Origin of the sequence: Aeromonas sp. 1805, from assembly GCF_013085525.1 — a bacterium.
GTDB lineage: Bacteria > Pseudomonadota > Gammaproteobacteria > Enterobacterales > Aeromonadaceae > Aeromonas > Aeromonas hydrophila.
Genome location: NZ_CP038515.1, coordinates 883,796 through 908,453, shown reverse-complemented (window position 1 = coordinate 908,453; position 24,658 = coordinate 883,796). Strand labels below are relative to the sequence as shown.

Genomic DNA, 24,658 nt, shown 5'->3' with positions numbered 1-24,658 from the left:
GCATGATCAAGCGCATCGGCAATACCCCCATTCAGGAGCGACACAAAGCCAGCTGCCACTGCGGCGCCGTGGTGCTGGAGCTGACCCTGCCGGACGGCGTGGTGGATCCGCGCCGCTGCGACTGCTCGCTCTGCCGACGGCGGGGCGCCATCGTCGCCTCGGTGCCGCTGGCCGGCATCCGCATCCTGCAGGGGGAGGATGTGCTGAGCTGCTACCAGTTCAACACCCGCACCGCCAAACACTACTTCTGCAGCATCTGCGGCATTTATACCCACCATCAGCGCCGCTCCAATCCGGCCCAGTATGGTTACAACCTCGCCTGCCTTGAAGGCGTCAATCCGTTCGAGCTGGGCGAGGTGCCGCTGCTCGATGGCATCAACCATCCGGCGGATCGGCTGGTCTGACCGGCAGGGTCTCATCTGCTCCTGTAGCGCCCTGCGGGGCTGTGATAGTCTTGCCAGACCCGCCGCATGGCGGGCCTTGAGTCCGCATTATCTCGTTTGCCAACAGGGAGCCCGCTTGTGACAACTTCAGCACTGCCGGATCTGATCTTGGGCGCCTCTCTCTACTTTCCGCCGCTGTTCAAGGCGGTTCTGCTCGGCCTGCTGGGCTGGCTGCCGGTGCACCACCTGCTGCGCGACTGGCTCTACGGCGGGGATGTCTGGCATCCCCTGCTGATGGATCTCTCCCTGTTTATCCTCGCCGTCAGCGGCGCCCTATGGATATTGCTACATGGCTAAATCACCCCTGGCGACCCTCAAATACTTCTCTACCCTGCTGGTCTGCGCGCTGGCGCTGGCGGCAGGCTGGTGGCTGTGGAACTACTACATGCAGGGGCCCTGGACCCGGGATGGCAAGGTGCGGGCCGAGCTGGTCAGCGTCACCCCCGAGGTGTCGGGCAAGATCATCAAGATAGCGGTGAAGGACAACCAGCTGGTGAAGGCGGGGGAGGAGATCTTTACCCTGGATCCCGAGCCCTACCGGATCGCGCTGGACAACGCCCAGGCGGCGCTGGCCAAGGCCAAATCGGATCTCGATAAGGCGGAGCACGAGGCGAGCCGGCGCAGCGGCCTGTCGCGCAGCGTCATCTCCGCCGAGGCGGTGGACGAGGCCCGCCTCAATGCCCAGGCGATGAAGGCGGCCTACCAGGTGGCCCAGGCCAATCTGGAGCAGGCCAGATGGTCGCTGGCCAAGACCCGGGTTCATGCCGCGAGCGACGGCTACATCACCAACCTGCAGACCCGGGTCGGCAACTATGCCAGCGCCGGCGTGCCGCTGGTGGCGCTGGTGGACATCCACTCCTTCTACGTGCAGGGCTACTTCGAGGAGACCAAGCTCAGGCACATAGCGCCGGGCAAACCGGCCGAGGTGGTGCTCTACAGCGGGGAGCAGCGGCTGCGCGGCGAAGTGGAGAGCATAGGGCGCGCCATCCACGATCAGAGCGTGGAGGGGGCCGACAACCTGCTGCTGGACGTCAAACCCAATGTGCCCTGGGTGCGGCTGGCCCAGCGGGTGCCGGTGCGGATCAAGCTGCTGGAGGTGCCGCCCGAGCTGACCCTGATTGCAGGCACCACCTGCACCATCACCATAGGGGAGTAAGGTGGTCGCCTCGCTCTGGCGCCAGACCCCCTGGGGCAAGGCCAATGGCGGCCAGTGGCGCTACGCCCTGCGCAACAGCCTGGCGATGTGCCTGTCGCTCTGGCTGGCCTTCGTGCTGGAGCTGGATTCCCCCTACTGGGCGATGACGTCAGCCGCCGTGGTGAGCTTTCCCACCGTGGGCGGGGTCATCAGCAAGAGTCTGGGACGGGTGGTGGGCAGCCTCATCGGTGCCATGGCGGCGGTGGTGATCACCGGTCTTGGCATCAGCGATCCCTGGCTGTTCAGCTTCCTCATCGCGCTCTGGCTGGCGCTCTGCACCTACATCTCCAACCACCATCAGAACAACGTCTCCTACGCCTTTGCGCTGGCGGGCTACACCGCCGCCATCATCGCCTTCTCCTGCGTCAACGTGACCGACCCGCAGCACATCTTCGACATCGCCCAGGCGCGGGTGAGCGAGGTGATCATCGGCATCCTCTGCGGTGGCCTGTTGATGATGATCCTGCCCAGCACCTCCGATGGCGAGACCCTGCTGCAGTCGCTGCACAAGACCCAGGCCCGTCTGCTGGAGCATGCCCAGCTGCTCTGGCTGGGGGAGGCGAGCCCGGAGGTGCGCACCGCCCACGAGGGGCTGATCGGCCAGGTCCTCACCATGAACGTGCTGCGCATCCAGGCGGTCTGGAGCCATCACAGGTTGCGCCGCCATAACCGGCTGCTCAACTTCCTGCTGCACCGCCAGCTGCGGCTCATCAGCCTCATCTCTAGCCAGCGCCGCATGCTGCACAACTGGCCGACGCAACCTGAGGGGCTGCAGGCGCTGCTGGAGCGGCTGCTGGTCGAGCTGGGCCAGCCCGGCTGTGACAAGTACCGCATCGCCCGGCTGCTGGCCCCCTTGGTACCGACGGCGGCCAGCGACTACCGGCTGCACACCTTCTGGCGGCTGCTGCGCCACTTCTGCTGGAGCTATCTGGAGTGTCAGCGCTGGCTGGATCGGCTGGCCCGTTACGACGATCAGGAGTGGCCGGCACCGCCGCGCCACTCTTCGCTCACCAGCCACACCGACACGCTGGAGGCGGCCTACAACGGCGGGCGCACCTTCCTCTGCGTGCTGCTGGGCTGCGCCTTCTGGATCCACAGCCAGTGGGATGCGGGCAGCTCGGCGCTGACCCTGCTCTCCATCTGCTGCGTGCTCTACTCGGCCACCCCGGCGCCCGCCAAGGGGGCGAACACCATGCTCAAGGCGATCCTGCTGCTCAGCCTCATCTGCTTCGCGGTCAAGTTCGGCCTGATGATCCGGCTCGACGACTTCTGGCTCTTCTGCGCCCTGCTGTTCCCCGTGCTCATCACCATGCAGCTGTTCAAGCAGCAACAGCCCAGGCAGGCGGTGCTGTGGGGCCAGCTCATCGTGCTGCTCGGCTCCTTTCTCGCCATCACCAATCCGCCGAGCTACGACTACCTGCAGTACATCAACGGCAGCCTGGGGCAGGCGCTGGGGGTGATGAGCGCCGGACTGGCATTCCAGCTGCTGCGACCGAGCTCGGATCGGCGCAAGAGCCGCCGCCTCATCCGCTCCCTGCGCCGCCACTTCATGGATCAGCTGGAGCCGGCCCCGCGCCAGAGCGAGAGCCAGTTCGAATCGCTCATCTACCACTGCATCAGCCAGCTCAGCCAGAGCCAGGATCAGACCGCCCGTCTCTGGGTGCTGCGCTGGGGCGTGGTACTGCTCAACTGCAGCCACATCGTCTGGCAGCTGCGCCAGTGGCGCGGCGAGGATCAGCCCCTCTACCTGGTGCGCGACAACTGCATCCGCTCTCTGCAGGGGATCCTCACCGAGCAGGGGGTGCAGCACGCCTCCCTGGATCGCACCCTGGCCGAGCTGCAGCGGATCAGTGCGGCTCTGGCCAACCACAGGGAGCCGACGGCGCGGGAGCTGGCCGGCATGGTGTGGCGGCTGCATAGCTCGCTCTCCCAGTTGCAGCAGGCGCTGCCGGTGGCGGCCGAGGCGCGCTGAACGGGCCGGCGGGGCGACTTACCCCGTCCGGATCAAGCTTTGCCGCCGCCGGGTTTGTCCAATACCCTCCCAACGAGTAAGATTCTCCCCAAACGTCAATTCGCAAGGCCCTCCATGTCTACTCAATACAATGCGGATGCCATTGAGGTCCTCAATGGCCTTGAACCGGTGCGTCGCCGCCCCGGCATGTATACCGACACCACCCGGCCCAATCACCTCGGCCAGGAAGTCATCGACAACAGCGTCGACGAGGCGCTGGCGGGTCATGCCCGTACCCTGGAGGTGACCCTGTATGAAGATCAGTCCCTCGAGGTGATCGATGACGGCCGCGGCATGCCGGTCGACATCCACCCGGAGGAAGGGGTGTGCGGGGTGGAGCTGATCCTCTGCAAGCTGCACGCGGGCGGCAAGTTCTCCAACAAGAACTACCAGTTCTCCGGCGGTCTGCACGGGGTGGGCATCTCGGTGGTGAACGCGCTCTCCGAGCGGGTCGAGGTGACGGTGCGCCGCGATGGCCAGGTCTACGACATCGCCTTCGAGAAAGGTGAGAAGGTGCAGGAGCTGACCATCACCGGCACCTGCGGGCGCCGCAACACCGGCACCCGGGTACGCTTCTGGCCGGAAGCCCATTACTTCGATTCGCCCAAATTCTCGGTCTCCAAGCTGGAGCACCTGCTCAAGGCCAAGGCGGTGCTCTGCCCGGGCCTCACCATCAAGTTCCTCGACAAGAACACCGGCATCAAGCTGGAGTGGTGCTATGAAGACGGCCTCAAGGATTACCTGGTCGATGCGGTCAAGCAGTTCACCTGCCTGCCGGAGCAGCCCTTCGTCGGTGCCTTCAGCACCGAGCAGTCGGCGGTGGACTGGGCCCTGTGCTGGCTGCCGGAAGGGGGCGAATGCCTCGCCGAATCCTATGTGAACCTGATCCCCACCGCCCAGGGCGGTACCCACGTCAACGGCCTGCGCCAGGGCTTGCTCGACGCCATGCGCGAGTTCTGCGAGTTCCGCAACCTGTTGCCGCGCGGGGTCAAGCTGACCCCGGAAGATATCTGGGATCGCTGCGCCTACATCCTCTCCATCAAGATGCAGGATCCGCAGTTTGCCGGTCAGACCAAGGAGCGACTCTCCTCCCGTCAGAGCTCGGCGTTTGTCTCCGGCGTGGTGAAGGATGCCTTCAGCCTGTATCTGAACAGCAACACCGAGCTGGCCGAACAGCTGGCCGAGCTCTGCATCTCCAGCGCCCAGCGCCGGATGCGCGCCGCCAAGACGGTAGTGCGCAAGAAGATAACCCAGGGCCCGGCGCTGCCCGGCAAGCTGACCGACTGTGGCTGCGCCGACCCCATGCAGGGGGAGCTGTTCCTGGTGGAGGGTGACTCCGCAGGTGGCAGTGCCAAGCAGGCGCGGGATCGGGAGTTTCAGGCCATCATGCCGCTGCGCGGCAAGATCCTGAACACCTGGGAGGTCGAAGCCGGTCAGGTGCTCGCCTCGCAAGAAGTGCACGACATCTCGGTGGCCATCGGGCTCGACCCGGACTCGGACGATCTCTCCGGCCTGCGCTACGGCAAGGTGTGCATCCTGGCGGATGCGGACTCGGACGGTCTGCACATCGCCACCCTGCTCTGCGCCCTGTTCGTGAAACACTTCCGCGCGCTGGTCAATCAGGGCCACGTCTATGTGGCCATGCCGCCGCTCTACCGGATCGATATCGGCAAGGAGGTCTACTACGCCCTCGACGAGGACGAGAAGAACGGCGTGCTGCAGCGGGTCGAAGCCGAGAAGAAGAAGGGCAAGGTGATGGTGACCCGATTCAAGGGCCTGGGTGAGATGAACCCGAAACAGCTGCGGGAAACCACCATGGATCCCAACACCCGCCGTCTGGTGCAGCTCACCATGGGGCCAGAGGCTGAAGGGGATGAGACCCTGCAGCTGATGGACATGTTGCTGGCCAAGAAGCGGGCGAGCGATCGCCGTGAATGGTTAGAGGAGAAGGGGAACCTTGCCATCATCTAGATCACTCCCCTGTGCTATGAGGAGTTGCTGGAAGAGAAGGGCAACCTCGCCATCATCTAAGCCGTCGGCCGGCCCTGTCGGGGCCGGCAAGCATTTAGCCGGAGTCGCCCTGTGGCGGCTCCCGAACCGAAAGAGATAATCACATGAGTGATGCTATCGAGCTCAGTCTGTGGATGAAGTAGAGCGCCAACCGGCTCTATAACCGAAAGAGAACAAATCTATGAGCGATCTAGAGCTCAGTCTGGACGGGGTAGAGCGCCAGCCAATGCGCACCTTTACCGAACAGGCTTACTTGAACTACTCCATGTACGTCATCATGGATCGGGCCCTGCCGCATATCGGCGACGGCCTCAAGCCCGTGCAGCGGCGCATCATCTACGCCATGAGCGAGCTGGGTCTGTCGGCGCTGTCCAAGCACAAGAAATCCGCCCGTACCGTGGGTGACGTGCTGGGTAAATATCACCCCCACGGCGACAGCGCCTGTTATGAAGCCATGGTGCTGATGGCCCAGCCCTTCTCCTACCGCTACCCGCTGGTGGATGGTCAGGGCAACTGGGGGGCACCGGACGATCCCAAATCCTTCGCCGCCATGCGTTACACCGAGGCGCGGCTGTCGCGCTTCTCCGAGCTGCTGCTCTCCGAGCTCGGCCAGGGCACGGTGGAGTGGACGCCGAACTTCGACGGCACCATGAAAGAGCCGGTGGTGCTGCCCGCCCGCCTGCCGCACATCCTGCTCAACGGGGTGACCGGCATCGCGGTGGGCATGGCGACCGATATCCCGCCCCACAACGCGCGGGAAGTGGCCCACGCCTGCGTGGAGCTCTTGGACAACCCCAATGCCGGCCTGGATGCCCTGATGGCCCATGTGCAGGGGCCGGACTACCCGACCAATGCCGAGATCATCACGCCCCGTGACGACATCCGCAAAATCTACGAGACCGGCAAGGGTTCCATCAAGCAACGGGCGGTGTGGAGCGAAGAAGATGGCGACATCGTCATCACAGCGCTGCCCCATCAGGCCTCAGGCGCCAAGATCATGGAGCAGATTGCCGCCCAGATGGTGGCCAAGAAGCTGCCGATGGTGACCGATCTGCGCGATGAGTCGGACCACGAAAACCCGACCCGTCTGGTCATAGTGCCGCGCTCCAACCGGGTGGACGTGGAGGGGCTGATGGCCCACCTGTTCGCCACCACGGATCTGGAGAAGAACTACCGGGTCAACCTCAACATCCTGGGTCTGGACAACCGGCCCCAGGTGAAAGACCTCAAGACCATTCTCACCGAGTGGCTGAGCTTTCGTCGCGAGACGGTGCGCCGTCGCCTGCAGTATCGCCTCGACAAGGTGCTGGCCCGCCTGCACATCCTCGAAGGCTTGCTGATCGCCTACCTCAACATCGACGAGGTGATCGAGATCATCCGTACCGAGGAAGAGCCGGGCCGGGTGATGATGGAGCGCTTCAACATCAGCGAGACCCAGGCCGAGGCGATCCTCGAGCTGAAACTGCGCCACCTGGCCAAGCTCGAAGAGTTCAAGCTGCGCGCCGAACAGAACGAACTGGCGGAAGAGCGCGACAAGCTGGAACTGATCCTGGGTTCCGAGCGTCGTCTCAGTACCCTGCTGAAGAAAGAGATCCTGGCGGACGCCGAGAAGTACGGCGACGATCGCCGCACCCCGCTGGTGGAGCGCGCCACCGCCGTGGCGCTGACCGAGAAGGAGCTCACCCCGAGTGAGCCGGTTACCGTGATCCTCTCTGACAAGGGCTGGGTGCGCGCCGCCAAGGGCCACGACGTCGATGTGGAGGGCCTCTCCTACAAGGCGGGGGACGGTTATCTGGCCCATGCCCATGGCCGCAGCAATCAGCAGGCGGTGTTCCTCTCCACTCTGGGGAGAACCTACTCGCTGGAGGCCCATACCCTGCCCTCCGCCCGCAGTCAGGGCGAGCCGCTCACCGGTCGCTTTGCGCTGGGGGCTGGCGAAGAGGTGCGTCATCTGGTGATGGGCAACGAAGGCGAGCCGTACCTGATCTGTTCCGACGCCGGCTACGGCTTCGTCTGCAAATACGACGACCTGATTGGCAAGAACAAGAACGGCAAGGCGCTGCTGACCGTGCCGGAAGGGGGCCTGGTGATGGCACCCCAGAAGATAGGCGCGCCGGAGACCGATCTCTGCATGGCCATCTCCAACGAGGGGCGCATGCTGCTGTTCCCGCTCAATACCCTGCCGGTGCTCGGCAAGGGCAAGGGCAACAAGCTGATCAGCATCCCCTCGGCGCGCGTGAAGGCGCGGGAGGAGTTTGTGGTGATGGCCGCCGTCATTCCGCAGGGTCAGTCGGTCACCCTGTTTGCCGGCAAGCGCAAGCTCACTCTTAAGCCATCTGACCTTGACTACTACCGCGGCGAGCGCGGCCGCCGTGGCGCCAAGCTGCCCCGCGGTCTGCAGCGGGTCGATCGTATCGAGATTGAATCCGCCGCCGGCGCCGAGCCGGTAGCCGGGGAAAATCAGGAAGGGTAATAAAATAATAGGGAGCGAATAGTCGCTCCCTATTATTTTGAGGTAATAAATGAAAGCTTAATTTATTACCATCGCTGGGATTAAATGTTAGTTTTCGTAAACTCAGTCTAACCTACGACTTTGCTTAATTTGGTTGAAAAACATATCCCAGAGGTGTTCCGCCATTCCTTCGTTCGTGAGCAATGTTTCTCTTGAAGAACTCATATTGTAACCCCCCATCAATGGACGAAAACCAAGAACTTGACCATTTTCGGTAATGGTCAAACATTCATTGTAACTATTTCTGGCCATGCCATCCTGGCCATAACATATATCACCCACCCCATGACTACGGCCATTGTTACGCCAAATAGCACACTGACCAACCCGGCTGCCGCTGATGTAAATCGCGCAACTGAATGCATTGGCATCCAGCTGATGGAACTCAGAGTCTACTCCTGAATTACGCTTTTTAAGCTCAGACAAGGAGTTTTCAAAATATCGGGTAACGTACTCGAACCCTTCACGGCAGGCACGATCTTTATCGAGATCGGTGAAGCTCTTTGGCAAGGAAAGGTTGCTGGATCTTGGTGTGAAAATTGATCCAGTTTCTTGAGTCGAAGAAAATGTATTAATCTGTGAACGAAGGCCCACATCCTGCTGCGTATTTTTCGCCTCCATATTGTCAATGGCGCGTACTACGGCATCGACCACTTGCACATAACCTTCATCGTGACTAGCGAATTTCGTAATTGGTTTACCATCCACTGTGGCAGCAAGTATTTTGCCAAACGGTAATTGATGCCAGGAACATTCCCTTAAAATTACCGGAATAACTATTGCCTCGCCCCTTCTATGGCGCTCCATAGCATTTGCCATTTCAACCTGATAACAATAATCAGAAGCGATAAAGTCACTACTGATCAGCAAAAGCACAATATCTGCTTCAGAAAAATATTGATCAATCTTATGCTCGAATACTTCCCCTGGAATAATGCACCGGTCGTGCCATGTGGATATTCTCCCCATGCGTTTCAAGGGTGATAGATGTTTTTCAAGTTCATTACGTAATGCTTCATCAGCATGAGAATAGGAAAAAACGAGGCTAGCCATAATTCTAAGATGCTCCTGAACCATTACTGTTAGATACAACTATTCTGACGATTAAGCACGGAAGGTGCAATGAGCAATATGGCTTGTTCTGTGCTTATTACACCTGATGAGAATTGCATACCCCCCTCTCCCATTGGGAGAGGATCGGTGTGAGGGAAAGTAACCGCTGGGTGCCATCAACAGGGGAATGGCACTGCCGTCAATCAGTTATTGAAGTTCCACTCGATGGGCAGCTCAAGATCGAAAACAAGCTGATCCCCGTCGAGACGAAAGGCCACGCTGGTCTGGTGCTGGTCATATTCATCGATAAGCCGGCAGCTTTCGGCGAAGTTGGATTCGTAGCTGAGGCGCGCACTGCCGTCGGTGTGAGCCCCATCGAGTTCCACCCCCAGTACTCGCAGTGGCTCTTTCTGACTGAGCTTGACCCGGCTGTCACCCACATCCACCAGCCGCTCCAGCAGGGGGAAGAAATCCTGCTTGTGGGTCTCTATCGCCCGGGCGATGGCCTGCTCCAGTTCGGCGGGGCTGGCAAGGGGGCCATTCAGGGGGTAGCGGGTCTGTATCCTTTCCTGGGTCATAAACTGTTCCTCTCGGGGGTTGCCGGCGGGCGCTTCTCCCTTGGCTGCGATGGGGTGCTCAGGCGGGGATGCGGCCATTGCGCACCAGGGCCCGGCGGATGTTCTTGCACATCTTGCCGAAGCGGTTGATCTCGTCGAAGGAGGGCGGGATGCCGCGATCGATCTGATATTGCCAGTAGCAGAGATCCGTATCCACCAGCTCCATCAGCTTCTTGGGACAGCCGATGCAGGTGTTGTCCGGCCCGCATTTGAAGGTATCCGGTTGATAGAGCGGAAATTCCGCCTTCACGGCGTCGATGATCTGCTGCATTGCGGTAATGCGGTCCGGCTTTCTACTCACTGCTCGTTCCCCGGCTCTGGTATGGGGGAGTCATTATATCCCTGCCAAAAATGGGGCCAATGACGCTTACGAGGTAGTTTCGTGTGGACGCTATAAGGAAGAAGGTCTTGCTTGTTTTCAGTCGGCGGTTTTGTAAGGCCAGCATTTGTTGGCTAGGTGGCTGTATGTACAAGAGGTTTTATTGAGTTCTTTTACAGGATATTATTGGTTTCCAAATGAGTTAATTCCGCTCCACGGTCCCGGTAGAAACGGGCAAAATCATAAGGAGACGTGATGATGAGATATACCCCGCTCTTACTTTGTTGGTGGGCTTTGTGTGCTCAGGCTGAGATACCCAAGCCAGTACAGGAAGGCACACTCGCCAACCCGCAGCTTATTCAAGATGCTATGGTGGGCGTGGCGTCCTGGGTGGCTACCAAGGGTTGTGAGGCACCGGAGCGTTTTGTGCCCGTGGTGTTGCAGTTGACTAGGGGAGAGCCGGGTAGCCGCTACTGGCAGGAGCGCTGGACCGTGATGGGGTGTGGCAAAGAATACCCTGTGACCATCGACTTTCGGGAAACTGGTATGGAAAGTGCCATGTGGAGCATTGTGAATTGAATTGCTGGTTAGCATGAATCAGTCGAGCAGTAGCTACCTATATCGATATCGTTTCACCTGTTAGGCGAGATGTATTTGATGACGTATCGCAGTTATGTAAGCCCTACAGGGTAGCTACCGCTCTGCTGGGACCACTTTTTCTCAGACTTCACCATTTGAATTGCATCAGTTGAGTTAATATATGTCGGAAGATAAATGGTTGTTGATATGTATATTGTTGGGTAGGCACATGCTTTATTAATCAGGGCTGTGCGGCAATTGATGTATTAAATTGAACTTGCCGGCCATCGTAGTTGTAGAAATTGCTTGAAGATATATTTGAGTGTGAAGAGAAATCAAGTTTGATAGCAATCTCATTTAATAGGTGCGGATTTTTGTCTTTATCAAGTTCATATATCCTCAATCGATGTAGGCCCTGCACAGTAGTAATAAGTTGATAGCCTTGTGATTTATTGTTTTCGTTGCGCCACGTTAGCCCTGCAGTATCTGTGAATGGTTCATCATAGTACACCGGCAGACTATCAGAAAAAATCATCAGCAATGTTAAAAGGACGGCACCAATAAATGCATAGCCATGATACAGCGATTTAAGTAAGAATTTAATGTTTTTCATAAGCTATCGTTTCTATGGGGAGAAAAATTCGTAGTCAGGTGTAATAATGGTATTCTCTCGATACGTTACATAAATGATAGTACCCTCTTCATCCACTATGGCATATGGCCATTTCCCATTGGTTTTATACATGGCTGCATAAAGAGGATGGAAGTAGTCTTGAGTTTTTCCGGTTGGGTCATATGGCAGTCTGACATGATATATCGGATATTTTTTATCGTTACACAACTCAACTTTTTTTAATATGACACCTCGTTCCAACAGTACCTTCTTGGTTGGGTGCCGCCAGTTCTCCAAATCTGCACTTATGCAATTGTATGTAACCTCTTTATAAAGGCGGGTATCCAATAGTAGTGGCGCCTCAGTGCTGAACAGCATGATAAGTGGAAGCAACATATAAAAACGGCCTATATAAGAGTGAGCTTGCCCAGCCCTAAAGTCAGGCGAGTATAGCGATGTATGGGGTTTGAATGAACCTAATTTACCTCCTTTATTCCTCGACTGTTAAGTGAGGTGGCAAGAGGATTGCTGATATAGCAACGCCCGGCAAGCCGGGCGTTGTGGGGAGGAGCGGCGGGTACCGCCCTGCAAGAGGGCATGGCCCCTTAGAAGTCGTGATAGAGCGGCCAGCCGAGCAGCGGGTGCTTGAGCCCGGCGCGCATCTCCATGTTGTCGAGCTTCTCCGGAGAGGCGTTCTCTTTTTGCAGCAGCTGGTACTGGCGCACAAAGCCGAGGGTGTGCAGCAGGTTGGGCACAAAGCCCGGGCTCAGCTCCTGACGCAGGGCGGCGGCCATGTCGGCGGGCAGCGCGCCCAGCATCAGGGTGAGCTGGGCGGCGAGGTAGTCGGTGTCATACCAGCCCTCGTCGAGTTCAATCTCCCGCGCCAGTTTGCGCTTGAGATCCTGCTTCACCTTGAGCGGGGCGGCGCCACTGCCCTTGCCGCAGAGGATGCGGTAGAGCAGCGCTTCGGCCAGCTTGTCCTCCATGGTGGGGTGGTCGCTCTCGCAGGCGAAGAAGTGCTGGTCGATGAGCTCCATCAGGCGGCTCTTGTTGTGCTCGGTCAGCGCCTTCTCGTACTCCTGCCACCCTTGCCACTCCTCCACATCGGGCGGGCTCGAGATCTTGTCCAAGAGCCGCGCATCCACGTCACCGTAGAGGCTGTTGCCAGCCTGCTTGGGGCTGACGGTGATGAGCATCGACCAGCCCTTCTGGAACGGCTTGATGGGGCCTTCCGGCGCCTGCAGCAGCGCCAGCGCCTTGGCCGGATCACGCGCCGAGAGCTCCTGCAGGCCGAGGCTCACCACGCCGATGACGTCGTGGGCGGCCTGCTCCAGCAGGTGCATCTTGTACTTGTTGTAGTACTTGTCGGCGAATTTGAGGCTCATCAGCACCGCCTTGCCCTTGATGGCGGCCAGCTGTTGCTCGGTCAAACGTTCATTGTCGTGGCCAAAGCGCAGCACCTGGGTCAGAAAGGGGCCCTGGTTGGCATCGCGAATGACTAACTGCATGAATGGGCTCCTTAATCCAGAAAGCTGAACATGTCGTCGACGTCGCCGTACTCGTCTTCCTCGACCTTGTTCTTCTCTTTGGCCTGCATCACCAGTTCGGCGGCAAACTTGTTGATGATGCCGTCCCAGCTGGAGTGCTCATTGCGCAGCAGCGCCTTGATGGCTTTCTCCACCTCGGGGGCCAGCTCGCGAATGAGCATCAAGAGGCTGCGCGGATCATCCAGCGCGTAGTCGTGGACATCCTCGCTCTGCTGGCGCTCGCTGTAGCGCAGGGACTCTTCGAGATCTTCCTCTTCGGCGTGCAGCACGTCGCGATAGCCCTCATCCTCTTCATAGCGATCGCCACGATAGAACTCGATAAAGGGGATGGCGAGGTAGAAGAGACCGGCCGGGTCTTCGGCCACGCACTCGAGGATTTCGCGCTGCTTGGCTTCGCTATCCTGGGTGCGGATCAGGTAGTTGAGGAAGTCGAAGGTGTGCTGCTGCAGCTCGTCGGCGTTGTTCTTGATCGCCTCTTCCCAGTAGAGCGGCTGCTGGCAGACGATGTCGCGGATCCGCTCCGGGGTCATCAGCTCGGAGATGATGGAGGGGAAGGAGATGTCGTGCTGGCCGTTAATCTGGGTCAGGGTAACGATATCAATGTTTTCAATCACTTCTGCCAGCTGGTCGTCAGACATGGTCTTGGCGATCAGCTCGAACTTTTCGCTGGCCTGCTTCGGCTCGATGACGGCCAGCTCTTTGATCTCGATGGCGGTAATTTCTATCAGACTGTTGCTCATGCCTTGCCCCAATTAGAAACGGACTTCGTCGTACATATCCTGATCGCCGTCGTCATCACCATAGCGGTCACTGCCGCCATGGTAGTCGGCGTCGGCATCTTCCCCGTCTTCCTCTTCATCGTCCCGCAGCTCATAGTCGTCATCGGCACGGTGGCTGCCGCGCGGCAGCGGGTTGTCGAGCAGGAACAGCACGGCGCAGGCTTCCATCAGCTGATCTTCGCTCTGGGCCCGCACCGCCTTGACCAGCGGCAGGACGGCGTTGTTGAAGCCAACGCTCACCTTGAACTCGTCCCAGGAAGGCTGCTCGCCGCTGGCGAGCCACTTGTTCCACTGCGACTTGGCCTTGGGCGGGAACTGCACCCGGCCATAGAGGGCGAGCGGCAGGTATTCGGGCATGAACTCCAGCATGCTCATGTCGGCCAGCAGCAGGGCCTTCATCTGGTCGGTGAACTGCTCGAGTCCCTTGGGATCGTCCTGATCCCGGTAGGATTCGATGTTTTCACTGGCATCGCTTTGCAGGGCCTTGAGCCGTGCCTGGTCCCATTTATTTTGCATAGTCGCTCTTCTTGCCTGGTGGCTCAGGGGTAGAACTGGTCCCACATCTCCTGCATGGCAGCAGCGGGATCGGTCACGATGACGTTGTTGAAATCCTTGATAAAGGCGGCCCGCTGTTTCGGATCGGACAGCACTTCATAAGCCTGCTTTACCTGGTGCAGCTTGAGGGCTGCCTGCTCTTTCTCTTCTTCGCTCGCCCCGTGCAGCTTGTCGGGGTGGTACTGGTTCGACAGCCGTCGATAGGCTTTTTTGATGTCGTTTTCACTGGCGTTGGACTTGACGCCCAACACCCGGAAGTAGTTGTTCATGACGGATCCTGCCTCACTGGCATCGTGGAATTGACCCTGCGCTGGCCTGGCGGCGGGGCTCTTGGCAAACCAGGCTCGGCAAAAACCCGACATTTTAACGCAAACAGGCCGCCATCGCCATGGATAGGAAGCGAACAGATGGGCGTGCGGGTAGCGTCGTGCGGGGCCTCGTCAGGGGGAGGTTTGGGGCCGTTTGTGACTATTTTGTCAGTTCCATGGTGACCCATGTGTGACAGGGGTTGAAAAAACGCCCGGACTGGCCGGGCGTCGAGGTCAGGGGTCAGCGCAGGCTGGCCCACAGCAGACGGGCCTTGAGCCCGAGCCATGAGCTCCAGCCGATGGTGCTGCTCACCAGCTTCCCATCCTTGATGATGAGGAAGGTGGGGGTGACCCCCACCTGCCAGCGAGCGGCCAGCGCCCCCCGCTCATCGTTGTGGGTGGGAAAGGCAAGCCCCTTCTTCGCCATCCCGGCGCGCAGCTGGTCATCGCTGCCGGAGCGCAGCGCCACCGTCAGCACGTTTTCACCCTGCTGCCAGAGCTGCTCCACCGTGGGGGTGGTGAAGCGGCAGACGCCACACCAGCTGGCCCAGTAGTAGACCAGCAGCGGCTTGCCGCGGCTCTGCTCGGCCAGGCTGGTGATGGTGCCATCCTGCAGGGTGAAGGGTGCCGCCATGGCCCCCGCCGGCAGGGTGGGGCTGTGCCACAGATCCAGCAGAGTGGAGATGACCAGCGCCATCAGCAGCAGCCAGAGCGCCTCCTTGCCCCAGCGGCGCCAGCGGGGTGGTTTTACGACTACATCCTCCGCCATGGCTTAGCTCCGCTTGGCCAGCTCGGCCTTCACCAGCTGCTCCAGCTCGTCATAGGGCACGGCGCCCGGCACCAGCTGGTTGCCGATCAGCGTTGCCGGGGTGCCCTGCACGCCAAGGAGGGTGCCGATGCGCAGGCTGTTACGCAGCTCCTCGGTGGCCTTGGCATCGGGCTTGAGGGCGGTGTTGCCGGTGGCCGCCAGCGCCTTGTTGATGTCCGCCTCGGTCAGCATCCCCTGCTTGCTCATCAGCTTGTCGTGCAGGGCGAGGAAGCGGGCCGGCTCCTGCTGCCACAGGGTCAGGCTGTACTGGGCCGCCTTGGCGGAGCTCTGCCCCTTGAACGGCAGTAGCTTGATCACCAGTCCCAGATCGTCGGGATAGGCCTTGAGCAGCTTGGTCAGCTGGGGATCGAACTGCTTGCAGTAGGGGCAGTTGTAGTCGGTGAACAGCACCAGGGTCAGCTTGGGGTGCTTGGCGCCAAGGCGCGGGCTGGTGGCGCTGTTGAACAGCACGTCTTGGTTGCCCTTGATGAAGTCGCCGAGCTGGGCCTCCTGGGCGGCGGCGTTCTGCTTCTCCCAGGACTCGGCCGCCTCGTCGAGGATCTTGGGGTTGGCGACCAGGGTCTCGCGAATAAGCTCCTTGATGCGTGCCTCCTGCTCCGGGGTGAAGGGCGCCGCCTGCAGCAAGGGGGCGCAGAGGGTGCCGGCAACCAGGGCGGTACAGAGGGTCAGGGTGCGCAGTTTCAGGGTACGCAGGGTCATGGGATTCTCCTTAAAAATGAGGGGCATCGGCCTGGACGAGGCCGGCCTGGTGCAACACGTCGAGCAAGTCGGCCTTGTCCAGCAGGGGCGAGAGGATCTCTCCTTCTGGCAGGCCGGGCCCGTAGATCTGGTTGAAGGGGACGGCGGCCGCGCCGCGCTGGCGCAGGAAGGCGGAGATGGCATCGCTTGGCCGGCTCCAGTCGCCGCGCAGGGCCACCACGTCAGGGGCCGACAGGGCGCTTTGCACCTCGTCACGCAGCAGCACGTTGTACTTGTTGGCCTTGCAGGTGACGCACCAGTCGGCGGTGACGTCGACGAAGACCCGCTTGCGCTGGGCCAGCGCATCGACGATGGCCTGTTCGGAGAGCGGCTGCCAGGTAATGCGATCGACGCTGCCCGACCCCTGCGCCGTGAGGGCGCCACCCAGCAGCAGGGCGCCGCCGATGAGTGCCGAGAGGGAGAGGGCCAGCGTGAAACCGCGCATGCCATAGCGCCAGAGGATGCCAATCAGCAGTGCCAGCAGCATGGCGGCCATCAGCCAGCCGGTGGCCGTGCTGCCCAGATGGTTGCCAAGCAGGCTCGCCAGCCAGAGGCTGGAGCCCAGCATCATCAACCCGAGCAGGATGCGCAGTCGCCCCATCCAGCGGCCCGGTTTGGGCAGCCAGAGGGCGAGGCGCGGCAGGGCCGCCACCAGCAGCCAGGGCAGGCTCATGCCAAGGCCGAGCGCCGTGAAGATGAGCCAGAGCTGGCCGAGCGGCGCCGCCAGCGCAAAGGCCACCGCGGTGCCGAGGAAGGGGGCCGAGCAGGGGGTGGCCAGCAGGGTGGCGAAGCTCCCCTGCAGGAAATGGCCACCGAGCCCCTTGCCGCCGCTGGTGGCGAGGCGAGTGCTGAGATTGCTGGGCAGACGGATTTCGAACAGACCCAGCAGGTTGGCGCAAAACAGCAGGGTCACCGCCACCATGAAGCCGATGAAACCGGCGCTCTGGAACTGGATCCCCCAGCCGACGGCGCCCTGAGACGCGCGCAGCAGGCTGCTCATGGCCGCCAGCATCCAGAAGGAGGCCATGATCCCGGCACTGGCGGCGAGGAACTGCTTGCGCACCTGTCGCTGTTTGCTCTCCTGCTGCTGCAGCACGGTACCCAGTTTCAGGGCCAGCACCGGCAGCACGCAGGGCATCAGGTTGAGGATGAGGCCGCCGAGCAGCGCCGCCCCCAGCAGCCAGATGAGAGGCTGGCCTGGGGCCGGCAGGGCGAGAGGATCGGCGATGGTGGCGCGGGTCTGCCAGGCCTCATCGCCGCTGCCGAGCAACAGGCTGAGGGATTGGCCACGCAAGTCAGGGGCATCCCCCTGCCAGCCATCGCTGACCGGGACCCGGGCAATCAGGGTGTTGCCGCTTACCTCGAGCGTGGGCTTGCCGAACTCGGCCCCCTCCAGCGCATCGATGAAGAGCACAGGCTCCTGCCATCCCTCCGCCCGCTCGGCGCGCAGCTGCAGCTGGTTGTGCTGGTAGCCGAGCTCGACCCGGGTGTCGGCGGGCAGCGTCTGCGGCAGGGTGCTCATGGTCTGGGCCCAGGCGAAGTCGAAACCGGCCGGCGCCTGCCCATCCACCGCCAGGGTGAAGGGGTAGTCGGTCAGGATGCAGACGTTGCTGCAGGTGGAGAGGCGCAAGGTGCCCTTGAGTGGCTGCCCCGCCGGGTAGTCGAGGCTCAGGGGGAAGCGCACCTGTTGCTGATAACCCTGGGTGCTGAGCCCGGCCACCTCGAAGGGGCGCGGCGTGGGCCAGTGCCACTGGAAGTCGCCGACCGGCTGATCCCACAAGATCTGGGGCGCTATGCCCCCTTCACCCGGGCTGCGCCAGTAGGTTTTCCAGCCGGATTCGAGGGCCACCTCGAGCAGGATGCGGGTGTGGTCAGGGGCGCTGCGGTCGGCTTGCAGCCTGACCTTGGCGTGATCGTTCTGGGGGCTGGTGAGCCAGCCCGTATCGCTGGCCAATCCGCTGGATTGCCACAGCAGGCAGCCCAGCAGCAGGCTCGCCTTGAAGAGAGTTGACATAAATGTTGTCTCGCAAAAAATGAATGACAGCAGGCTGAAAAAAGCGCGGCTGAACTCATTCCCGCCAGACACAGAGGGTGAGGTGAAGTCGTCGTTCGGGAGGGGAGACGGCCCGTGGCGGCGGCAGTGGCGGCGTGTAGCGCCAGAGCGGGGCCAGCAGGGCGATGAGCAGGGCCACCGCAAAGAACAGCTGCTCGAGGCAGAGCAGGGTGGTGGCGCTCAGCCACTTGCCGTTGAGCTGGCAACTGCTGGGCTGCGGGCTGGCGGGCTTGCTCTTGTCGGCCTGGTCGTCGGCCGTGACGAAGGAGGGCAGGGCCTGACAGCTGAGAGCGTGATCGAGCAGGGCCAGCCGGGCCAGCGGCTGGGCAGCGCAATTGAGCGCCAGCAGGCAGACCAGCAGCAGGAATCGTTTCGCCACGCGTTGTTGGTGAATCATGCTCGCCCCGTTCATCAAGATGGCCACATCCTAACGGCCAACGCCGGGTGGGGCAAGCCGCCGTCCGTTTTAAGGCAGAGGGGCGAGTGGCAGGGGTGGTCGGTTCTGTTTGGCGAACGCTTGTTCGCTAAAAGGGGGGCCAGTATACTGCGCCGAGTCAAAATCCGAGGTGTTCGATGCTCAAACTTGCCCGTGTGCTGCTGCTTGGTCTGCTGCTCATCTTCTGGTTCCTGTTCGGTCTGCTGCTTTGCCTGGTGCGTCCGCGCCATCCCAACAACGTCTATGTCTTCGCCCGCATGTATCATGCTGTCTGCCCGCTGATCGGCCTCAAGGTCCGGGTTACGGTGGCCGACGAGGTCAAATCGGTGGGGCCGGCGGTCTACGTCTGCAACCACCAGAGCAACTACGACATCTTCACCGTGACCGGCGCGGTGCAGCCCGGCGTGGTGGCGGTGGGCAAGAAGAGCCTGCTGTGGCTGCCTTTCTTCGGCCTCATCTTCTGGCTCTCTGGCAACGTGCTGATCGACCGCTCCAACCGCTCCCGCGCCATCGGCACCATCGGCCAGGTGGTGGAGCGCATCAAGAATCGCGGCACCTCCATCTGGATGTTCCCGGAGGGGACCCGCTCCAAGGGGCGCGGCCTGCTGCCGTTCAAGGCGGGCGCCTTCCACACCGCGGTACAGGCAGAGGTGCCGGTGGTGCCCATCGTCTGCTCCAGCTACTTCGGCCAGATCGATCTCAACCGCTGGGACAACGGCGAGGTGCTGCTGGAAGTGATGGCCCCGGTCTGCAGCAAGGAGCACGGCGCCGCCGGCATTCGCGACCTCTCCGACAACTGCCGCGCCCGGATGGAGGCCAAGCTGGCCGAGCTGGACAGCCAGCTCGGTCATCCCCGGGCCGCCTGAGTACACCGCTGATTGCATGAGGGAGCCGCCGGCTCCCTTTTTTATTGGTGAAAATCACCACTAGATCGGTATTTTTCGCCACTAAGACGATATTGAAAATACCTGATAAAACCTCATCTATATGTAAGTAAAGGGAAAATAATCTTGGCACGGCTCTTGTAATGTCATGGGAAGAGATAGCCATCCCATCAACAAGGAGCCAGACCATGAGCGTATTTAGCCGCCTGACCGACGTGATCAATGCCAACCTGCACAGCCTGCTCGACAAGAGTGAAGAGCCGGAGAAGATGCTGCGGCTGATGATCGAAGAGATGGAGCAGGTCCAGGTCGAGATGAGAACCCAGGCCGCCCGCGTCATTGCCGAACAGAAGCAGCTGGAGCGTCATCAGCAGGCGTTGCAACACCAGATCCTGGAGTGGTCGGCCAAGGCCGAACTCGCCATCGAGAAGGGGCGTGAGGACCTGGCCCGGGCCGCGCTGACCGAGAAGCTGGCCGAGGTCAAAAAATGCGAACAGCTGGAGCAGGACAAGGCGCGGGTCGCCGAGGTGCTGGCCCAGCTCACCGCCGACAGCGAGCGGCTGGCCGCCAAGCTGACCGAGGCGCGCGAGAAGCAGAAGCTGCTGACCCTGCGTGAGCAGACTGCCCACAGCCGGCTGCGGGCCCGTGCCCAGGTAGACAACCAGCGCATGCACGAGCTGATGGCCCGTTTTGACGGTTTTCAGGGCCGGGTCGATCAGCTGGAAGCCCAGCTGGAGGCGGCCACTCTGGGGCAGAACCCTTCGCTGGAGGCCCAGTTCCGCGAGCTGGAGCTGAACGACGAGATTGAACGGGAGCTGGCCCGCCTCAAGGGTCAAAAGGTGGAGGCATAACCATGACGCCCTGGCCGAAGGATCTTGCCCATCGCAAGCTGACCGGGGTCTGTGCCGGCATCGCCAACGGGCTGGGGCTCTCCAGGGTGACGGTGCGGGTCGTGGCCTTGATGGCGCTGATCCTGATGCCGCCCCTGGCGCTGGCCGCCTATCTGCTGGCGGTATTGATCATGCCGCCCCGTCGTGAATTGAAGCGCTGGCTGGATTGACCCCGGGTCACTCAGCCGCATTAACCCAGTGAGGAGCAAAACATGCTGGAATTTATCGTCTTGATGCTGGTTCTGGTCGGCATGGCGCTGGCCGGGTTCACCGTGCTGGCCATGCTGCTGGTGAGCGGCGTCTTCGTGCTGTTTGGCGCCCTGGCCGGCATGTTTGCCCTCATCATCAAGCTGGCGCCCTGGTTGCTGGTGCTGCTGCTGGTGTGCTGGTTCATCAGCAGCCGGCGCAAGCAGGCTAATACCTACCGTTGACACTCCCTGTTACCGGATCCTTCCTTGGCCGCTGCGTACCGCGGCCTTTTTTGTGTCTGCTGTTCAGCCACCGGCACAAGCTGGTTAATCAACCTGCCGTTGACAGTCCCTGTTACCGGATCCTTCCTTGGCCGCTGTATACCGCGGCCTTTTTTGTGTCTGCTGTTCAGCCGCCGGCACAAGCTGGTTAACCAACCTACCGTTGACACTCCCTGTTATTGGATCCTTCCTTGGCCGCTGCGTACCGAGGCCTTTTTTGTGTGCGGGTGTCGGCCAGCCATGACTGGCTGCAGGCGAGCCAGCGCTCCGGCTGGGTGATCAGCTGCTCCTTGAAGGCCTTGCTCTGCTGCTTGAGCCGGTATTCGAGGCGCAGCGCCGCCCCTTTCTCGCCGACGACCTGCTGCCATGCCAGGGTCAGCGGCCCCTTGCCACGCAGGGCGCGGGATCCCTTGCCGCTCTGATGCTGGCGCAGGCGGCGGAGCGGGTCCGTGCTGATCCCGGTATAGAGCAGGCCGCTGGCGGTGCGCACCATGTAGATGAACCAGTGGCTGGCGGGCGGACTGGCAGCCGGTTCGGCGCCGGGAGCGGGTTCTCTCATTCGATCTCTCTGTGCCACACTCAAGAGCAGCTCAAGGAGGTGCGATGCGAGCGTGGTGGTGGTTGTGGTGTTTGCTGTCGATATCGGCTCATGGCGAGACGCTGCGTCTCTACGACTATCATCAGCACCCCCCCTTCATGACCGGGGAGCAGACCGGTCTGAGCCGGGATCTGGTCAAGTATCTCAATGAAAAGCTTGGCGGAGAACCCAGGCTGGAACTTTGGCTGGTGAATCGGGCCAGACTGGCACTGGAGATGTCGGATCCAGGCTTCGATGGCCTGGTGGCCTGGGTCAATCCCGCCTGGGTGGGGGATCCCCAGCGCGAGCTCTACCTCTGGACCTTTCCCATCATGCGCGATACCAACGAGCTTATCTCCAGCGTCGCCAGGCCGGTCATCTATCGCGGGCCCGATTCACTGAAGGGGATGACCTTTGGCGGCATCGAGGGGTATCGCTATCAGGGCATCGACGAGGCGGCGGCCAGGGGGGATCTGGTGCGGGTCGATGCCAAGAAGGTCAAGACCAACTTCAGCCTGCTGGTGCGCGGTCGCATCGACGTGACCCTGGTGCCGGGCTCGGCGCTCACCTTCTTCACCCATGACCCGGCCTTCGAGGGCAAGCTGTTCGTCTCGCCCTTTGCCCAGTCCAGCTATACCCGCCACATCCTGTTGCCAAAATCCCGCAGCGCACTGCACTCCCGGCTGAATGACATCGCCGAGCAGATGGACCGGGATCCCAAGTGGCACGCCATCCTTGAGTCCTACCGCGGCAGACCCTGAGCGTCGGCGCTGCGGCGCGGATGGCGCCCAAGCTTGTGCAGGGGCAGCAGGCTCACCAGCAGGCCGGCCCAGACGAAGGCAAACCCCACCGATTTTACCGGATCCGGCGTCTCGCCAAACCAGAAGATAGCGAGCAGGAAGGCGAGGCTGGGCTCTATGTATTGCAACAGGCCCACCGTGCTCATGCGGGTACGCATCATGCCGTAGCAGAACAGCCCCACCGGCAGCAGGGTGGCGGGGGCGCTGCCCATCAGCAGCAGTCGCTCGGTCCAGTCACCGGCCACGAACTGGCTGGCGCCGCTCACCGCCAGAGCGCCGATGATCAGCAGGGCGACGGGCAACTGCACCAGCGCCTCGAGATAGAGACTGACGCCGGCGTTATAGTGGACCTTCTTCTTGAGCAGACCGTAGAGGGCGAAGTTGGCCCCCATGATGAGGGAGAACCAGGGCAGCTGGCCGTAAGAAAAGAGCATGTAGGCCAGCCCCGCCAGCGCCAGCGCTACCGCCAGGTGTTTTTGCGGGGTGAGCTTCTCTTTGAGGAACAACACGGCAAACACGATGTTGAACAGCGGCGTCATGAAGAAGGCGAGGCTGGTGGCCAGCACCTGGCCGGTGGTGAGGCACCAGGTGAACATGCACCAGCTGATGGACATGACGGGGCCGGCCAGCAGGATGAGGCCGAGCTGGCGCGGTTCGCTGCGCAGCCGCGCCCAGGGCACCCGGTAGCCGATGAGGAGGAACAGGACGCCCAGCAGCACCGCCGACCAGAGTACCCGGTGGGAGAGCAGCTCCCACATGTTGACCGCGGGCATGAACTGGTAATAGAGGGGCAGCATGCCCCACAGCACGAATGAGAGGGCCGCGCTGCCGGTGCCCATCCAGTTCTTCATCTCGCTCCGTTTATTAAATTAAACAAGTGTGGCTGCATGATAAGTATCTGCTGAATCTTTCACAAGCAGGATCCGGCGGAAAACTCTGCTACTATCGGGCCCATGAACCGACTCGACAGTTTGTTTGAACAGATCCGTGCCTGCCACCTGTGCGAGGCACACTTGCCGCTCGGGCCCAGACCGGTGATCCGTGGCAGCGAGCGCGCCCGTCTGCTGATCATCGGCCAGGCGCCTGGCACCCGGGTGCATGCCAGCGGCATCCCCTGGGACGATCCCTCCGGCGATCGCCTGCGCCAGTGGCTCGGGGTGGACAAGGCCACCTTTTACGATGAATCCCGTATTGCCATCATGCCGATGGGGCTCTGTTATCCCGGCAAGGGCAAGTCGGGGGATCTGCCGCCGCGCCCCGAATGTGCACCCACCTGGCACGACAAGGTGCTGATGCTGCTGCCCAACATCGAGCTGACCCTGCTGATCGGCCAGTATGCGCAAGCCTACTACCTGCGGGATGCGGCGAAAGGGTCGCTGACCGAGACGGTACGCAGCTGGGCGGACTACGGCCCGGCCTGGTTGCCGCTGCCGCACCCGTCACCGCGCAACACCTTCTGGCTCAAGAAGAATCCCTGGTTCGAGCAGGATGTGATCCCCCATCTGCAACAAAGGGTCGCCCCGCTGCTGGGGTGACCCTCGTTGGCTAGAGCGCCGGTTCGACCTGCGGTTTGGGCTTGCTGCGGGCCATGGCGATGAGCGGCAGTATGATGCACAGGCACCCCAGCAGCAGCGGCAGGCCCGGCTGCTCATCGAACAGCCACACCCCGATGGCGACCGCCATCAGCAGGCCGGTGTACTCCGCCGAGGCTATTTTGCTCGCCTCCGCCTTGCGATAGGCCACCACGCACAATCCCGCATAGACCATGATCAGCGCCGAAGAGCCGAAGGCGGGCCACCACATCTGCCACTGCCAGTCGCCCCCTTCCCACCAGGCCAGCGCCATGATGAAGGGCATGCTCAACACGTTGGTAAAGAACAGGGTCTGGGCGATGGGCTGCTGGAGCGGGATCCGCTTGATCAGCAGGTTGTTGAGCGCCATGGAGAGCGCCACCCCGAGCGCCGCCAGCGCCGCCCAGTTCACCTCGGTGGGGCGCAGCACGATCAGCACCCCGACAAAGCCGATGAAGGCGGTCAGCACCTTCTGGCGCGAGATCGCTTCCCCCGCCAGCCACACCGCCAGCGGCACCATCATCAGCGGCGCCGCATAAAAGAGGGCGTTGGCGGTGGCCAGCGGCAGCCGGGTGAGGGCGATCACCATCAGGCAGACGCCGACGGCCCAGATATGGGCCCGCAGCAGATGCCACTTGAGCGCCACCGGCGGGTTGCGACGCCATGACCAGAGCAGCCAGGGGGCCAGCAGGATGGCGGCGGAGAGCTGGCGGAAGAAGACGAACTGGAACACCGGCTGGTCCGGCTCCAGCACCTTGACCAGCGCGTCGGAAAAGACCGCCACCATATTGCCCAGCACCAGATAAAGGATGCCGATCCCCACTGCATTCATACCACCTCCCATGTTTGATGAGGGAAGGGTAGCCCGC

Annotated in this window: 28 protein-coding genes; 13 read left to right on the top strand and 15 right to left on the bottom strand. The window is 61.5% G+C overall.

Going from position 1 to position 24,658, the window contains the following annotated elements; all coding sequences use genetic code 11:
• Positions 1–2 precede the first annotated feature (2 nt).
• The 6 genes from E5E96_RS04285 (at position 3) to parC (ending at position 8,132) form a co-directional block, all read left to right on the top strand.
• Positions 3–404, top strand: coding sequence for a GFA family protein (locus E5E96_RS04285; RefSeq protein WP_029302140.1), 402 nt, complete (start codon positions 3–5; stop codon positions 402–404).
• Positions 405–470: 66 nt separating this feature from the next.
• A complete protein-coding gene (locus E5E96_RS04280; protein ID WP_051773537.1) occupies positions 471–740 on the top strand; it encodes a DUF1656 domain-containing protein in 270 nt (89 codons plus the stop codon).
• A complete protein-coding gene (locus E5E96_RS04275; protein ID WP_171281624.1) occupies positions 733–1,599 on the top strand; it encodes an HlyD family secretion protein in 867 nt (288 codons plus the stop codon). Before E5E96_RS04280 ends, E5E96_RS04275 begins: the two co-directional genes overlap by 8 nt.
• A 1-nt stretch (position 1,600) precedes the next feature.
• Positions 1,601–3,610, top strand: a complete 2,010-nt coding sequence (locus E5E96_RS04270; RefSeq protein ID WP_171281623.1) for an FUSC family protein — start codon at positions 1,601–1,603, stop codon at positions 3,608–3,610.
• Between the two features lie 114 nt (positions 3,611–3,724).
• The gene (parE, locus tag E5E96_RS04265) at positions 3,725–5,620 is read left to right on the top strand and encodes a DNA topoisomerase IV subunit B (RefSeq protein WP_171281622.1); all 1,896 of its coding nucleotides are present in this window, start codon (positions 3,725–3,727) and stop codon (positions 5,618–5,620) included.
• Positions 5,621–5,840: 220 nt separating this feature from the next.
• The gene (parC, locus tag E5E96_RS04260) at positions 5,841–8,132 is read left to right on the top strand and encodes a DNA topoisomerase IV subunit A (RefSeq protein WP_171281621.1); all 2,292 of its coding nucleotides are present in this window, start codon (positions 5,841–5,843) and stop codon (positions 8,130–8,132) included.
• A gap of 102 nt (positions 8,133–8,234) precedes the next feature.
• Here the strand turns inward: parC and E5E96_RS04255 are convergent, their stop codons facing one another.
• The 3 genes from E5E96_RS04255 to E5E96_RS04245 form a co-directional block, all read right to left on the bottom strand.
• Positions 8,235–9,224 (bottom strand): toll/interleukin-1 receptor domain-containing protein, encoded by a 990-nt coding sequence (locus tag E5E96_RS04255; RefSeq protein WP_171281620.1) that lies wholly within the window; start codon positions 9,222–9,224, stop codon positions 8,235–8,237.
• Between the two features lie 203 nt (positions 9,225–9,427).
• Positions 9,428–9,802, bottom strand: a complete 375-nt coding sequence (locus E5E96_RS04250; protein WP_171281619.1) for a hypothetical protein — start codon at positions 9,800–9,802, stop codon at positions 9,428–9,430.
• A gap of 58 nt (positions 9,803–9,860) precedes the next feature.
• Positions 9,861–10,112: a hypothetical protein gene (locus tag E5E96_RS04245; protein WP_045525551.1), complete on the bottom strand. Its 252-nt coding sequence runs from the start codon at positions 10,110–10,112 to the stop codon at positions 9,861–9,863.
• Positions 10,113–10,415: 303 nt separating this feature from the next.
• On the opposite strand from E5E96_RS04245, the gene E5E96_RS04240 reads away from it, so the two are divergent.
• A complete protein-coding gene (locus E5E96_RS04240) occupies positions 10,416–10,739 on the top strand; it encodes a hypothetical protein (RefSeq protein WP_139392595.1) in 324 nt (107 codons plus the stop codon).
• Between the two features lie 241 nt (positions 10,740–10,980).
• Here the strand turns inward: E5E96_RS04240 and E5E96_RS04235 are convergent, their stop codons facing one another.
• From E5E96_RS04235 to E5E96_RS04195, 9 genes are all read right to left on the bottom strand, one after another.
• The gene (locus E5E96_RS04235) at positions 10,981–11,352 is read right to left on the bottom strand and encodes a hypothetical protein (protein ID WP_171281618.1); all 372 of its coding nucleotides are present in this window, start codon (positions 11,350–11,352) and stop codon (positions 10,981–10,983) included.
• A 605-nt stretch (positions 11,353–11,957) separates the two neighbouring features.
• Positions 11,958–12,860 carry a hypothetical protein gene (locus E5E96_RS04230; RefSeq protein WP_171281617.1) on the bottom strand — a complete coding sequence of 301 codons (903 nt, stop codon included), beginning with the start codon at positions 12,858–12,860 and terminating at the stop codon, positions 11,958–11,960.
• Positions 12,861–12,871: 11 nt separating this feature from the next.
• Positions 12,872–13,639 carry a hypothetical protein gene (locus E5E96_RS04225; protein ID WP_005343119.1) on the bottom strand — a complete coding sequence of 256 codons (768 nt, stop codon included), beginning with the start codon at positions 13,637–13,639 and terminating at the stop codon, positions 12,872–12,874.
• A gap of 12 nt (positions 13,640–13,651) precedes the next feature.
• Positions 13,652–14,194 (bottom strand): hypothetical protein, encoded by a 543-nt coding sequence (locus E5E96_RS04220; protein WP_171281616.1) that lies wholly within the window; start codon positions 14,192–14,194, stop codon positions 13,652–13,654.
• Between the two features lie 23 nt (positions 14,195–14,217).
• Complete coding sequence (locus E5E96_RS04215) at positions 14,218–14,502, bottom strand: DnaJ domain-containing protein (RefSeq protein WP_005305278.1); 285 nt, start codon at positions 14,500–14,502, stop codon at positions 14,218–14,220.
• Positions 14,503–14,782: 280 nt separating this feature from the next.
• Entirely contained in the window at positions 14,783–15,310 is a 528-nt protein-coding gene (locus tag E5E96_RS04210; protein WP_171281615.1) for a redoxin domain-containing protein, read from the bottom strand.
• Positions 15,311–15,313: 3 nt separating this feature from the next.
• Positions 15,314–16,069, bottom strand: a complete 756-nt coding sequence (locus E5E96_RS04205; RefSeq protein WP_043127148.1) for a DsbA family protein — start codon at positions 16,067–16,069, stop codon at positions 15,314–15,316.
• Between the two features lie 10 nt (positions 16,070–16,079).
• Positions 16,080–18,122: a protein-disulfide reductase DsbD gene (locus tag E5E96_RS04200; protein WP_171281614.1), complete on the bottom strand. Its 2,043-nt coding sequence runs from the start codon at positions 18,120–18,122 to the stop codon at positions 16,080–16,082.
• Positions 18,123–18,177: 55 nt separating this feature from the next.
• The gene (locus E5E96_RS04195) at positions 18,178–18,558 is read right to left on the bottom strand and encodes a hypothetical protein (protein ID WP_171281613.1); all 381 of its coding nucleotides are present in this window, start codon (positions 18,556–18,558) and stop codon (positions 18,178–18,180) included.
• A gap of 176 nt (positions 18,559–18,734) precedes the next feature.
• Here E5E96_RS04195 and E5E96_RS04190 point away from each other — a divergent pair, with 176 nt between their 5' ends.
• The 4 genes from E5E96_RS04190 (at position 18,735) to pspG (ending at position 20,802) form a co-directional block, all read left to right on the top strand.
• Positions 18,735–19,463 carry a 1-acylglycerol-3-phosphate O-acyltransferase gene (locus E5E96_RS04190; RefSeq protein WP_011707454.1) on the top strand — a complete coding sequence of 243 codons (729 nt, stop codon included), beginning with the start codon at positions 18,735–18,737 and terminating at the stop codon, positions 19,461–19,463.
• Positions 19,464–19,669: 206 nt separating this feature from the next.
• Positions 19,670–20,332, top strand: coding sequence for a phage shock protein PspA (pspA, locus tag E5E96_RS04185; RefSeq protein WP_171281612.1), 663 nt, complete (start codon positions 19,670–19,672; stop codon positions 20,330–20,332).
• A 2-nt stretch (positions 20,333–20,334) separates the two neighbouring features.
• Positions 20,335–20,541, top strand: a complete 207-nt coding sequence (locus E5E96_RS04180) for a PspC domain-containing protein (protein ID WP_045788971.1) — start codon at positions 20,335–20,337, stop codon at positions 20,539–20,541.
• Positions 20,542–20,583: 42 nt separating this feature from the next.
• Complete coding sequence (gene pspG / locus E5E96_RS04175) at positions 20,584–20,802, top strand: envelope stress response protein PspG (RefSeq protein ID WP_045788972.1); 219 nt, start codon at positions 20,584–20,586, stop codon at positions 20,800–20,802.
• A gap of 196 nt (positions 20,803–20,998) precedes the next feature.
• Here pspG and E5E96_RS04170 read toward each other — a convergent pair whose 3' ends face one another.
• Complete coding sequence (locus tag E5E96_RS04170) at positions 20,999–21,400, bottom strand: GIY-YIG nuclease family protein (protein ID WP_171281611.1); 402 nt, start codon at positions 21,398–21,400, stop codon at positions 20,999–21,001.
• 44 nt (positions 21,401–21,444) lie between these two features.
• Between E5E96_RS04170 and E5E96_RS04165 the strand changes: the two genes are divergently transcribed.
• The gene (locus E5E96_RS04165) at positions 21,445–22,179 is read left to right on the top strand and encodes an ABC transporter substrate-binding protein (protein WP_041216483.1); all 735 of its coding nucleotides are present in this window, start codon (positions 21,445–21,447) and stop codon (positions 22,177–22,179) included.
• Here E5E96_RS04165 and rarD read toward each other — a convergent pair.
• Positions 22,161–23,069, bottom strand: coding sequence for an EamA family transporter RarD (rarD, locus tag E5E96_RS04160; protein ID WP_171281610.1), 909 nt, complete (start codon positions 23,067–23,069; stop codon positions 22,161–22,163). The two genes, E5E96_RS04165 and rarD, sit on opposite strands and share 19 nt — an antisense overlap.
• A gap of 102 nt (positions 23,070–23,171) precedes the next feature.
• Here rarD and E5E96_RS04155 point away from each other — a divergent pair, with 102 nt between their 5' ends.
• Positions 23,172–23,753: a uracil-DNA glycosylase family protein gene (locus E5E96_RS04155; protein ID WP_135318943.1), complete on the top strand. Its 582-nt coding sequence runs from the start codon at positions 23,172–23,174 to the stop codon at positions 23,751–23,753.
• Positions 23,754–23,763: 10 nt separating this feature from the next.
• On the opposite strand, the gene E5E96_RS04150 is transcribed toward E5E96_RS04155, so the two are convergent.
• Positions 23,764–24,621 carry a DMT family transporter gene (locus E5E96_RS04150; RefSeq protein WP_011707447.1) on the bottom strand — a complete coding sequence of 286 codons (858 nt, stop codon included), beginning with the start codon at positions 24,619–24,621 and terminating at the stop codon, positions 23,764–23,766.
• Positions 24,622–24,658 lie beyond the last annotated feature (37 nt).

Coding starts and splice junctions, on each gene's coding strand:
- E5E96_RS04155 (WP_135318943.1), top strand. CDS start 23,172: ATGAACCGACTCGACAGTTTGTTTGAACAGATCCGTGCCTGCCACCTG.
- E5E96_RS04170 (WP_171281611.1), bottom strand. CDS start 21,400: ATGAGAGAACCCGCTCCCGGCGCCGAACCGGCTGCCAGTCCGCCCGCC.
- E5E96_RS04215 (WP_005305278.1), bottom strand. CDS start 14,502: ATGAACAACTACTTCCGGGTGTTGGGCGTCAAGTCCAACGCCAGTGAA.
- E5E96_RS04240 (WP_139392595.1), top strand. CDS start 10,416: ATGATGAGATATACCCCGCTCTTACTTTGTTGGTGGGCTTTGTGTGCT.
- rarD (WP_171281610.1), bottom strand. CDS start 23,069: ATGAAGAACTGGATGGGCACCGGCAGCGCGGCCCTCTCATTCGTGCTG.
- E5E96_RS04180 (WP_045788971.1), top strand. CDS start 20,335: ATGACGCCCTGGCCGAAGGATCTTGCCCATCGCAAGCTGACCGGGGTC.
- E5E96_RS04150 (WP_011707447.1), bottom strand. CDS start 24,621: ATGAATGCAGTGGGGATCGGCATCCTTTATCTGGTGCTGGGCAATATG.
- E5E96_RS04275 (WP_171281624.1), top strand. CDS start 733: ATGGCTAAATCACCCCTGGCGACCCTCAAATACTTCTCTACCCTGCTG.
- E5E96_RS04200 (WP_171281614.1), bottom strand. CDS start 18,122: ATGTCAACTCTCTTCAAGGCGAGCCTGCTGCTGGGCTGCCTGCTGTGG.
- E5E96_RS04210 (WP_171281615.1), bottom strand. CDS start 15,310: ATGGCGGAGGATGTAGTCGTAAAACCACCCCGCTGGCGCCGCTGGGGC.
- E5E96_RS04245 (WP_045525551.1), bottom strand. CDS start 10,112: ATGCAGCAGATCATCGACGCCGTGAAGGCGGAATTTCCGCTCTATCAA.
- E5E96_RS04225 (WP_005343119.1), bottom strand. CDS start 13,639: ATGAGCAACAGTCTGATAGAAATTACCGCCATCGAGATCAAAGAGCTG.
- E5E96_RS04205 (WP_043127148.1), bottom strand. CDS start 16,069: ATGACCCTGCGTACCCTGAAACTGCGCACCCTGACCCTCTGTACCGCC.
- E5E96_RS04220 (WP_171281616.1), bottom strand. CDS start 14,194: ATGCAAAATAAATGGGACCAGGCACGGCTCAAGGCCCTGCAAAGCGAT.
- E5E96_RS04190 (WP_011707454.1), top strand. CDS start 18,735: ATGCTCAAACTTGCCCGTGTGCTGCTGCTTGGTCTGCTGCTCATCTTC.
- parC (WP_171281621.1), top strand. CDS start 5,841: ATGAGCGATCTAGAGCTCAGTCTGGACGGGGTAGAGCGCCAGCCAATG.
- E5E96_RS04195 (WP_171281613.1), bottom strand. CDS start 18,558: ATGATTCACCAACAACGCGTGGCGAAACGATTCCTGCTGCTGGTCTGC.
- E5E96_RS04280 (WP_051773537.1), top strand. CDS start 471: ATGGCGGGCCTTGAGTCCGCATTATCTCGTTTGCCAACAGGGAGCCCG.
- E5E96_RS04235 (WP_171281618.1), bottom strand. CDS start 11,352: ATGAAAAACATTAAATTCTTACTTAAATCGCTGTATCATGGCTATGCA.
- E5E96_RS04165 (WP_041216483.1), top strand. CDS start 21,445: ATGCGAGCGTGGTGGTGGTTGTGGTGTTTGCTGTCGATATCGGCTCAT.
- E5E96_RS04250 (WP_171281619.1), bottom strand. CDS start 9,802: ATGACCCAGGAAAGGATACAGACCCGCTACCCCCTGAATGGCCCCCTT.
- E5E96_RS04230 (WP_171281617.1), bottom strand. CDS start 12,860: ATGCAGTTAGTCATTCGCGATGCCAACCAGGGCCCCTTTCTGACCCAG.
- parE (WP_171281622.1), top strand. CDS start 3,725: ATGTCTACTCAATACAATGCGGATGCCATTGAGGTCCTCAATGGCCTT.
- E5E96_RS04255 (WP_171281620.1), bottom strand. CDS start 9,224: ATGGCTAGCCTCGTTTTTTCCTATTCTCATGCTGATGAAGCATTACGT.
- E5E96_RS04285 (WP_029302140.1), top strand. CDS start 3: ATGATCAAGCGCATCGGCAATACCCCCATTCAGGAGCGACACAAAGCC.
- pspG (WP_045788972.1), top strand. CDS start 20,584: ATGCTGGAATTTATCGTCTTGATGCTGGTTCTGGTCGGCATGGCGCTG.
- pspA (WP_171281612.1), top strand. CDS start 19,670: ATGAGCGTATTTAGCCGCCTGACCGACGTGATCAATGCCAACCTGCAC.